Origin of the sequence: Metabacillus fastidiosus NBRC 101226 (assembly GCF_001591625.1) — a bacterium.
GTDB classification, from domain to species: Bacteria; Bacillota; Bacilli; order Bacillales; family Bacillaceae; genus Metabacillus; species Metabacillus fastidiosus.
The window spans coordinates 40,234-51,780 of record NZ_BCVG01000003.1; the positions used below are offsets into that span (position 1 = coordinate 40,234).

At 36.5% G+C, this 11,547-nt stretch carries 6 protein-coding genes; all 6 read right to left on the reverse strand.

Features of this window, described 5'->3' with window-relative positions; all coding sequences use genetic code 11:
* Positions 1–76: 76 nt before the first annotated feature.
* The 6 genes from rnr to essC all read right to left on the reverse strand — a co-directional run bounded on the left by rnr (position 77) and on the right by essC (position 11,540).
* Entirely contained in the window at positions 77–2,401 is a 2,325-nt protein-coding gene (rnr, locus tag BFA01S_RS01365) for a ribonuclease R (RefSeq protein WP_066224931.1), read from the reverse strand.
* 20 nt (positions 2,402–2,421) lie between these two features.
* A complete protein-coding gene (locus BFA01S_RS01370; RefSeq protein ID WP_066224933.1) occupies positions 2,422–3,156 on the reverse strand; it encodes an alpha/beta hydrolase in 735 nt (244 codons plus the stop codon).
* Between the two features lie 115 nt (positions 3,157–3,271).
* Positions 3,272–3,505 (reverse strand): preprotein translocase subunit SecG, encoded by a 234-nt coding sequence (gene secG / locus BFA01S_RS01375; protein ID WP_066224936.1) that lies wholly within the window; start codon positions 3,503–3,505, stop codon positions 3,272–3,274.
* 122 nt (positions 3,506–3,627) lie between these two features.
* Positions 3,628–4,116 (reverse strand): type VII secretion protein EssA, encoded by a 489-nt coding sequence (essA, locus tag BFA01S_RS01380; RefSeq protein WP_066224938.1) that lies wholly within the window; start codon positions 4,114–4,116, stop codon positions 3,628–3,630.
* Entirely contained in the window at positions 4,103–7,090 is a 2,988-nt protein-coding gene (gene esaA / locus BFA01S_RS01385) for a type VII secretion protein EsaA (protein ID WP_066224941.1), read from the reverse strand. The genes essA and esaA overlap by 14 nt, the downstream gene beginning before the upstream one ends.
* Positions 7,083–11,540, reverse strand: coding sequence for a type VII secretion protein EssC (gene essC / locus BFA01S_RS01390; protein WP_066224943.1), 4,458 nt, complete (start codon positions 11,538–11,540; stop codon positions 7,083–7,085). The genes esaA and essC overlap by 8 nt, the downstream gene beginning before the upstream one ends.
* Between the last annotated feature and the right edge of the window lie 7 nt (positions 11,541–11,547).

The following is an 11,547-nucleotide window of genomic DNA, read 5'->3' on the forward strand; positions in this document are numbered from 1 at the left end:
TCCCCCTTTCAGAATAAGAGATAGGTTCTATTTTAACAAAAAGGGAGGAAGGAAGCCAACAATTGGCTTCCTGGTATTAACGTTTCTTTTTCTTTCTTTTCGCTTTTGGCGCATTTTCATAATGTTTCTTTTTCTTCTTACGCGGCGGGCGTGTTGACCATTCATCATTGCTTTTGCCGTTTTCGCTACCTTCCGGCTTCCCGCGCTTTTTATCGACTTTAATAACTGTCGGTCGGTCTTTTATCGGTCTTCTTGTACCTTTCATACCGACAATTTCAAAATCAACAGAACGTTCGTCTTTATTTACATTTACAACACGAACTGTTATTTCATCACCGATTCTGTACACATTACCAGTACGTTCACCAATCATGGCATAATGACGTTCATCATAGCGGTAATAATCATCTGTCATATAGCTGACATGTACAAGTCCTTCAATTGTATTCGGTAATTCAACGAACATTCCAAAGTTCGTAACCGAACTGATAATACCATCGTATTCCTCACCAATCTTATCAAGCATATATTCGGCTTTCTTCAGATCATCTGTCTCACGTTCAGCATCAACCGCCCTGCGCTCCATTTTTGATGCTTGCTCAGCAATATCCGCTAATCTTTCTGCCCATTTCGCTCTTGTCTCTTCATTGACTTTTCCTTCGATTAAATACGTACGAATGAGACGGTGAACGATTAAATCCGGATAACGGCGGATTGGTGATGTGAAATGTGTATAATATTCAGTTGAAAGCCCGAAATGCCCTAAGCTTTCAGGATCATATTTCGCCTGTTTCATCGAACGGAGCATAACAGTAGAAATAACCATTTCCTCCGGCTTTCCTGCTACTTCTTCAATAATTTGCTGCAATGCTCTTGGATGGATAGAATTTGCCGTTCCCTTTACCGTATAGCCGAAGTTTGTAATAAACTCTAAGAAACGCTGTAATTTTTCAAGATTAGGATCTTCATGAATTCGGTAGATAAACGGGACATTCATCCAATGGAAATGTTCAGCCACTGTTTCATTCGCAAGAAGCATAAATTCCTCAATTAAACGTTCGCCAACAGAACGCTCCCTTAACACAACATCATGCGGCTTACCTTCATCATCAACTAATACTTTCGCCTCTTTAAAATCAAAATCGATTGCACCACGGTTCATCCTTTTTGTACGCAGAACATCAGCAAGTTCTCCCATTAGTTCGAACATAGGAACGAGACTTTCATATTTAGCACGGACATCTTCATCTTTATCCGCTAAAATTTTATTTACATCAGAGTAAGTCATTCTCTCTGTCGTCTTTATAACACTTTCAAAAATCTCGTGTTTTACAACTGTCCCTTCCTCATTCACTTCCATTTCGCATGATAAAGCAAAACGGTCGACTTTAGGGTTTAAGGAACAAATTCCGTTTGACAGACGATGCGGAATCATTGGAATAACCCGGTCGACTAAATAAACACTCGTTCCCCGTTCTAATGCTTCCTTGTCAATCGGTGAATTTTCCGTTACATAATGGCTTACATCTGCGATATGGACACCAAGCTTATAATTCCCATTTTCAAGCTTCGTTACTGTAACCGCATCATCAAGGTCCTTCGCATCTGCCCCGTCAATCGTTACAATTACTTCATTCCTAAGATCGCGGCGATTCTTAATATCTTCTTCTTTAATCGTGTCCGGCACATCATTTGCCTGTTTTAAAACATCATCAGGGAAAGGACCCGGAAGACCATGCTTATGAATAATAGATAAAATATCAACGCCAGGATCATTTTTATGTCCTAAAATTTGAATAACTTCCCCTTCAGCACTCATTCTGCCTTCAGGATATGTTGTTAGTTTTACAACAACCTTATGTCCTTCTACTGCACCTTTTTTCCCACTGTTCGGAATGAAAATATCATTTGCAAACTTCTTATCATCCGGGATAACAAAACCGAAGTTTTTGCTTTCCGTATATGTACCGACAACTTGTTTTACACCGCGTTCTAATATTCTTACAATTGTGCCTTCCTGGCGGCTTCCTTGCGACTCGCGATTATTAATACGAACTAAAACAGTGTCACCATGCATTGCATTATTAAGTTCTGTTGGCGGGATAAAAATATCATCAAGCGATGCATCTTCAGGATCAACAAATGCAAATCCTTTCGCATGACCTATAAGCTTTCCTTTTAACAGATTCATTTTTTCCGGCAAACCATAACGATTACTTCTTGTTCTTACAACAAGACCCTCGTCTTCCATTTGGACGAGCGCTTTTACAAAATCTTTAAAGTCCCCTGAATCTTCAATGCCAAAAGCTTCCTCCAGCTCCTGAACCGTTAAAGGTTTATATGTTTCTTCTCTCATAAAAGCGAGCAGTTTTTCAATATGCTTTTCTATTTCTTTTTCCATTCTTTAACCTCCTTTTCAACTTACCAATCAAGGCTTTCAAAAAATTGATATACATCTTCATGAAGCTTGTCACGTTCTTTATCGAGCGTAATAGCATGTCCTGATTCTTCATACCATTTCAATTCTTTTTTTACTGATTCCACTTCATTGTAAATAATATTTGCGCTATCTGGGTTAATCATCTGATCATGGCGGGCCTGTGCCACGAAAGTCGGCGCATAAATCATATCAATATTATTACGCACATCCTGCATTAATTGCTGCAAAGCTTTTAATGTATTCATCGGTGCAAATTGTTTCATTTCTTCTTCTATTTGTTCAGGGGATTTCCCTTCAAACTTCTTATAATTTCTAGCATACTCAAGTACACCTTCATACATCGTTTCTTCGCTTTTTAAATACATTGGGGCACACATTGTAACAATTCCCTTTATTGGTACAGTGTAACCCAATTTTAAAGAAAAAACCCCGCCTAATGATAAACCTGCAAGCGCGATGCTTTCATGGCCTTTATCCCTTAAAAATTGATAGCCTTCCTCCACATCTTTCCACCAATCTTCAGGACCTGTACGAACAAGTTCCTCTGGCGGTACACCATGTCCTTTATATTGGGGTGCATGACATGTATATCCTTTATCATTTAAGAATCGGGCCAGCATTCTCACATCCGCTGTATTTCCTGTAAATCCATGCAATAACAATACTGCCTTTTCTCCACCTTCAAACGTAAATGGTTCTGGTAATACTCTTTTCATTCTTATTTCTCCTTCAATATATATTCCTACTTATTAGTTTAACAAATTTACACATTTTCTATTTAAAAAATTAAAAAAGGCCTGATATATACTCAGACCTTTTGTATCACTCTTATTAAACGCCAAAATAAGAAACTGCAATCGTTAAAACAAAAAATAAGACAGCTAGGACAACTGTTAAACGGTGTAATACTAAATCAAGTCCACGTGCTTTTTGCTTTCCGAAAAGCTGTTCGGCTCCACCTGAAATAGCACCTGAAAGACCTGCACTTTTTCCTGATTGTAATAAAACAACAATAACTAATGAAACAGAAACTAAAATAAGCAGAATGAGTAAAGCTGTATGCATATAGTACACCTCCATTTAGACGCACAATTAGGTAGTTTAAATGTATCATAATTACTTTATATTCACAATATGCTAATTACTAATTTAAAAAGGTGCTTGGCGGGTTTGCCAGCACCTTTTCTTCACTTTATCTTCCCCTCTGTTAACTTCAATTTCGGAATGATAACAAAGAACAAGATAGCCATACAAATAACCGCTACTCCAATAAGGAGTATTAGAAAATAATGGGAACTTCTACCTTTTTCTTCTGTTTCCGTATCATCATTTGCTAGAAAATTAGCATTTACAGCTGTAAACAGCTGAAGCTGTGCTACCTTTGCCTCTACTGTATTGTTTATTTCTGTTTCTTTAGTAAATAAGCTTTCTTTTACATCCTCATAAAATGTCTGGTCTTTTTTCGTAAAAGTTATTTTTTTCAGTTCCTCTGGCAATTGCTTCTTCCGCTTTAATAACGAGGAATCATGAAAATATTTCGTATCTAAATCAATTTTCTTCTCTTCGTACTCATTTGGTTCCACATCGATCTCTTCTTCTGCCGCTGCTTTATCTATTAATACTTGCTGGAAAATGACGCAAGAAATAACAAGAAGCAGAATTTTAAGCTTCCGCATGTTCATCCTCATCTTTTGTACGAATGATATTTACAATATACGGTATGGACAGTGTCAGTATAATTCCTATCGAAAGGATAACGACAGCCGGGTAAAACGCCGATTGTGTTCCATACTGCAGTGACATATATGTTTGTGAAACCGGATGTTCAAAAGCAAAATTAGGATTAACTAAATCCAGTAACGGTGTAAGGAAATAAACAGTTAACAAGATAGAAACAATCCATCCGACAAACGGTCCGATATAAAACGCTAATCGAACGATGCTCGTGCAAAGGAATAATAATAGTATCGTAAAAATGGACCATTTCATCGCTTGAATATCTTCGAGCGGATAAATTTTCAATCCGTATATACTAATAATAATTCCTACGATTAAATTCACTAAAAGGAATATCGGCAAATGAGCAGCAAGCGGCAAGTACGAATAGTAATGAAGGAAAAATCCGATTAATAGACCGCTGATCATAATGATAATAAGCATGACAACCGGCGGAGTGTTAACAACCTCTACTGATTTCTCCATTGGGACGTTCCCACTTACTTTTACCGGGTTTGATAAATAATCGTATACATATGAATTATACTGGTCATCAACCAATGTATTATTTAAAAGATCATATATATCTCCTTTGACCTTTTTCGTAACGACTACATTTTTGGCCCATTTATTATTTAATTCATCAGCTTTATTTTGGACTGAACCTACTTTGCTTTGAAGCTCATTTGTATAATCTGTTACAGAGCTTTGACGATCGGCCAGTGATTCAACAAGCTCCGAAATAAACTTCATATCATGAAGCGTACCCTCTTGAATAGTTAGAACCATATCCCCATGTAAGTCAGTTACCGGAGACTGATCTACTTCAAGTGACGGTCTTTCCTCATTGAATTTATTTGTTAAATCAGATGTCTTTCCTTCTAACTCAGTTAATAAAGCAACAATTGCTTCCTGCTGTTTTGTAATATTTTCATCTGTTTGTGTAACAGCATTTTTTACAGCCTCTATTCCTTCTGTTGAAGCTGTAATATTTGTTAAGGCTTGTTCTGATTCCGCCTGAATGGAATCCAATGCCCCTTTCATTTCAGTCGTTTTTTGCTGATTTTTTAACCATTCATTTAAAAATTCACTATCATGTTTTTCAAGCTTCTCTAATTCAGCTCTGTATTTAGCTAAATATAAATAGTACTCCAGAAGCTCACTTAAATCTGTATTTAAGATAGTAGCTTCGAATTTTTTACTTAATTCAGATTTAGTGCTATATGTTAAAAATTTCGAGTTTAAAATAGTTTCTTCTACTTTATTGATTTTTCCAATTAAGAACTGGAACGCTTTCCCCTGTTCATCTAACTTCCCTAGCTCTATTAATTGTTTATTATATTCTTCTAAAGCTTTATTATTGGACTCAAGCAATTCAAGATTTTTCTCCAGCAGGCTTAACGCTTCTGCCAATGCTTTATTTTGCTCAAGAATATCATTGTATTCTTTTTCTATTTGTCCAGAACCAGTTGAGTTTTCTTTTAAAGCTTGAATATCTTTTTCCAGCTTTTCAATATGACTGTCAACTTTTTTAGATAGTTCTTCATTTTCTGGAGTTTTCATTTGAGTGATGCTTTCTTTTAAACTATTAAGCTCTGTTACTAATGTCTCCACACTCACCGAATTGTCTTCAGTAGCTGGAATTTCCATAGGTTCTCTAACTTCTGTTGACACTTCTGGTATATCACCAGGAGTTTCGAGTTCAGGCAGTTCCTCTGGAGGAGTAATTCCCCCCTCTCCTGGTGTTTGTTCTTCCTCATTATTCTGTTGTTCTTTCGTCAGCTTTTCTACGCTGGCGAATATGCTTTTCTCTAATTCTTTCATTTCATTATTAATTTCTGTCTGTTTATACTGTTCCATCAATTCCTTTTGATTCTTAAGGAAGCCTTCAAAATTATCATTTCCAGCTGATTCACTTAACAGCTTGTACATCGCTGATAATGAATCATTTGTCTTTGTCATATTTTCTTCAATTAAATCGATATTCTTCTTAATTTCCTCGCCATTTAACGTCGTTTCTGGATTCTCATCGGTCGGTACACCAGCAACCTTTTGTATACCAGTGTTTATTCTTTCATTAAATTCATTCGTATATATATCTACTAATCTCAGATTTTCCTGATCTGTTAAAGCAAACAGTTCTGCTTGTTTTTCTTGATATTCTTTATACTTATTTAAATTTCCTAAAAAAGTTTTAATTTCTTCTTTCGTCTTATTTCGCTCCGTTAATGTTTCAGCTGTCGTTGAATGTATATTTTTTGCTGACTCCTGCAGTGCTTCAAGCATTTTCTTCTGCTGGTCGATTTCACCTGTCAGCTTCTTAGAATTGGGATTATAAAAAGAATACATTGTCGTTTGGAAGGCAACTTCTTTTTCAACAATACCATCAAATTTCTTTCTAAGATCATTAACGGATTTTGAAACATAGCTCCAATAAAGAGTCGAAATCGTACTATTCATCTTATTTTTGCTAATTTCTAATTCCTTTTGGACTTTTTCACGATTTCTGGCATCTAAATTAGACTGGACAACATATTTCACATTCGCTTTCAGGGGTGTGTCTTCTTTAAATGTTAAAATATTTTTGGAAAACTCAGAAGGCAAATAAATAACGGCATCATATCTTCCGCTTTCTAACCCTTTATCAGCCGCGCTTCGGCTAACGACTGACCAATTGTATTCGGAGCTTTCTCCAAATGTTGCTGATAATTTCTCACCAAAGTAAATTGGTTGTTTTTCATATTCTGCACCATCATCTTCATTTACTACCGCTATTTCTCTGGACGCTATTTCCGTCGTTTTTTTCTCTACTTTCATAGGTTCATGTCCTATATAAGAGAAGAAGAGAGTTGGGAGCAGGAAAATGATGGCCATAACACTAATTAGCTTCACAATAGGATAAATGGACTTTTTCTCATTTTGGTTTTCAGACATACTGTTCACTACTCTCCTGACTAGCATTAGGTATTTGGATTTTATATTCTCTTCCATTCCTCACAAGGTAACCAAAACCTGGATTGATTTCTTCTTCTTTTCTTGAATATGACAGAGTATATAAGCTTTGGTCCGACTTCTTTAACAGAAGAACAGCTTGTCTAACTTGTTTCAATTCAGACGTAAAACTGTCAAATCCTTTAGAAAATTCATTAGCATTGCCCGACACGATTACGTGGAAACTTAAGTGACTGTAATTTTTTAAATAACCGCTGACACGATCCTGGATGGTCATATCAGCAGTTTGCTGGAATCTTGAAAGACCATCAATCATAAAAATAATCGGTTTAAAGACTGCTTTTTCAATGGAGTTCTCATATTGCTGCTGCCTCTCTTGCAACACAGCATCAATACTGTTGAACCAATCAGCCATCCCTTCTTTTGAATTCATATAATTCACTTTTTCATGGGATGCATATGCCGATAACCCTCTGTCAATAGCATCAAAAACGCCAATTTCACTTACTTCCTGTAAAAATAACATTTCCAGCATAACTCTCAATACATTCGTTTTTCCTTTTTTCGATTGTCCGACTACAAGGCAATGATTGCCCGCAATTAAATCGACTTCAACAGTTCCAACTGTTGCTTCATTTAATGCAAAAGGAATAACGCCATTTTCTAATTCTGTATCGACATAGTCCTGAACAAACATGCGCAGACCAAGACGTTTCGGCAGCATCGGAACTCTTGCCGGTTTTTTGAAATTTTTATATGTCTCTTTTAGACTCTTAATTTCCTGCTTCATTTCTTCCAGTATTGTAAGATCATCTTCCCCATTTGCCGGTAAATACATTTGTGTGAACAGTGTCTGCTCTTTCTTAATTAATGCCCGGCCGGGAATTGGTTCATTATCAAATTTTGTTCTCCCTATTAAGCCAAACTGCTCGGACTGATCCATTAAATAGTGGACAATTTTTGTTTTTAAATTATTCATTAACGGCTGTCTAATAGAATTAATCCTTGTTGCAGCAGTAATTGTAAAGATCCCGAGCGACTGGCCGTCCCTTACAACCTGAATAAATTGTGCTTCAAAATCCGGCATTTCTTCTTTTACTAAATCAAAATTATCAATCGTAATAAAAATGACCGGCAGTTTATTTTTGGAAACAGAATTATATAATTTAATATTGCTCACTTCCGCTTCCGAAAATAACTGTTTGCGGCGATCAAGCTCCGCCTTCATCATCTGCATAAACTTCTCGATTTTTCTCTGTTCATCATATTTAAAATAGTCCCCGGTATGCGGAAGCTGTCGGAGAGGAAGCAATGCTCCATTTCCGAAATCAAACAGATAATAATGCAATTGTTCTGGCGAATATTTTGCCGCAAAACTTAACAACAACGTAAGAATTGTCGTTGATTTCCCGTATCCGGATGAGCCGAATATACCAATGTTCCCATCATCGATCCATTCGTATATATAATCTGTCTGGCTTTGCTTTTCAGGCTCATCTTTTATACCGATCGCAAATGCGCCGTCTTGCTGTACTTTGCTTTCATACCTTGAAATTCTTGATCTTAAAGGAGGCAGCCATGGGCTGTGAAGTTTCTCTATTTCTAATTGATGCTGTACTTTAATAATCTCCTTCACTACTTCCTCAATCTCTGTCCGCTCCGCTTTCTTCTTCTTCACTTGCTGTACATTCGATATTGGAATAAGACCTAAATCTGTGACAAATGCAATTTCATCTTCCGATTCCACTGTATCTTCTAAATAAGGGGCACCGCTCCACGCTGACTGGAATAATTCATATACTTCATTATTTCCTACCTGTAAATATCCTCTACCAGTGACAGTAATATTTGCGGCATCACTATTTTTCAAAACTTCTTTACTGTCATTTGCATCCTGCACCTTTAAAGCAATTTTAAAGCGGGCATTACTCCAAATCTGGTTATCTATTACACCACCCGGCTTCTGTGTTGCAAGAATAAGATGCACTCCTAAGCTTCTTCCAATCCTTGCGGTACTCACTAATTCTTTAATAAATTCAGGCTCTTCATTTTTCAGCTCTGCAAATTCATCCGAGATTAAGAATAAATGAGGCATTGCTTGTTTTGCTTTTCCAGCTTTATAAAGATACATATAATCATTAATATGATTTACTTCATATTCATCAAATAATCGCTGCCTCTTTTTCAATTCACTGTTGATAGAGGCAAGTGCACGCGCACTAAAGTTTTTACTGCCTTCAATATTTGTAATTGTTCCTAGTAAATGCGGCATATTTCGGAATGGCTGTGCCATCCCTCCGCCTTTATAATCAATTAATAAAAAGGCGACTTCATGCGGGTGATAATGAACGGAAAGAGATAAAATGAAAGTTTGTAAAAATTCACTTTTCCCTGAACCTGTTGTTCCCGCTAATAAACCATGTGGTCCATGAGCTTTTTCATGAAGATTTAGTTCAACGATATCATTTCTTCCTTTTAAACCGATAGGAGCTGCTAAAGACTTAGAAGGTTCACTCGTCAGCCATTTTGCTCCTATTTCTAATTGATGTGTTTCTTTTACTTGCAGCAGCTCTAAGAAACTTACACTCTCAGGAATGGAGTTGTTCATCCCTTTTACATGGTTCAATGAGAGAAGCATTCTTGAAAATTTCTCATTATTAGAAGGGGAATGTTCATCTAACTGGAATGCTGTATGAACAGCCTTCCCTTTTTGAATCGTTATTTCACCTTCACGTTCATTAATATAGCTTGCAAGCGTATGAAGATTTTCGCTTAAGCTTTCTCTCGTATCAGAAGCAAAAAGGACAGAAAATCCAAGCTGTACATTTTTCCCTTCTAAATATTCTAAAATGACATGTTCTGCGATAAGCTTTCTATTCGTCACAATAAACACAAAATGCGGCGAAAATCTTTTTTTATCTTTCTGTTCATCTAAATCACGTTCTCTAATCATCTGATAAATAGAGGAAAGCAGCTGATCACGGGTCTGTTCATTGTAAATGAAGCCTTTTGCGTAGGAATAAGGAAGCTGAAAATGAGGAAGCCATTTCATCCATTCCCAGTCGTAATAATCCTCTTCATCAAAAATCGCAATGAATCTGATATCATGGTAGCTGTGAAAAAAAGCTAACTGTCCGACTAATTGCTGAATTTCCCTTTTTAATATTGATTTCTTCCCAACCAGCCCCATCGCTCCATATGACAGATCAATCGTTAACGGAACATCTTTAACCTGCTTATATATGCGGATCATTTCCTGTGACTTTTCCAACAGATCATCTATTTCCCGATTAGCCATATCATTCGAACCCGCTGATACTTCATAGCTTGAAGGAATTGTGGCTCTGCCGATTCGAAATTGAAGGAAATCTTCACTTTCAAATGCCCTTTCCCAAATCCGGTCACTAATCTGATCTGTTAAATACTTCATTTTTTCAAATGAAGGAAAGTGAAAATACAATACTTCTCTTTGCTTATGAGACAGCTTCTGCAGCTCTTCCCGTTTTTGTTCAAGATATTTTGTATATACTATGCGGCGTTTTATACTTCTTTCTTTTCTATTTTTTCGCTCCCTAAAGTACTGTACACTTGATGTAATAATAGACATGACAAACATGGAGATCGAAATAAGAATAAAAATACCTCTTGGCTGAATAAGAAAAACAACTCCCATAACAATAAGCATGACGAGCGGCGGCATAATCATCAGCCAAAGACCTCTGTTATAATCCTCTGCTTCCTGGCTTGGAAAAGAGAAATGTACTTTTTCTTTTGGCAAATCATATATTAAGCGGGGTGTCCTATGATAATTCGGATATTTCTTCTTCATTTCAGATGTAGGATTTAATGTTTCCGGCAAGGAAGATTCAAATAGATCCGCACTTCTTATTAACAATAAATCTTCCTCTAAAAAAATGGCTTCCATAAAGGGACAGCTGACTACATCTCCATTTTCAACGCTCTTTATTTCACTCAACTTTTGGCCGTTTAGAAAAAGACGATTGCTTTCATTTATTACTTTCCATTTTCCGTTCAGCTTAATGAAGGTAAACCAGCTGTCCCGGTCATATTCTCCCTTCCGAGAAATAACGGCATGATCATCAGCTGAAACTGAAATCTCATTTTCTTTGCCAACATAATAAATCTTTTCTTTCTCTTCTCTTGCCACATAAATAATTTCAAGCTGCTTTCCATTTAGAGAAAAGAAAAAGGGCTGTTCCGGCTGAATGGTACCAATTTCGTTTTCATTGTTCATAATATAAAAACTATTAGAGTTTTTATCTCTCTTTAATTCAATCATTTCCCCTTCAAAAGGAAATGATTGAATTGTTATCGTATGCTCACTGTCATTTCCAATCGTGACCGTCTCAATATCTTCTTTTAATCTATACTGCTCATAATTCTCGTCTGAAAATATCCATAAAGAACCCAAAAAAATC

Coding starts and splice junctions, on each gene's coding strand:
- secG (WP_066224936.1), bottom strand. CDS start 3,505: ATGCATACAGCTTTACTCATTCTGCTTATTTTAGTTTCTGTTTCATTA.
- BFA01S_RS01370 (WP_066224933.1), bottom strand. CDS start 3,156: ATGAAAAGAGTATTACCAGAACCATTTACGTTTGAAGGTGGAGAAAAG.
- rnr (WP_066224931.1), bottom strand. CDS start 2,401: ATGGAAAAAGAAATAGAAAAGCATATTGAAAAACTGCTCGCTTTTATG.
- esaA (WP_066224941.1), bottom strand. CDS start 7,090: ATGTCTGAAAACCAAAATGAGAAAAAGTCCATTTATCCTATTGTGAAG.
- essA (WP_066224938.1), bottom strand. CDS start 4,116: ATGCGGAAGCTTAAAATTCTGCTTCTTGTTATTTCTTGCGTCATTTTC.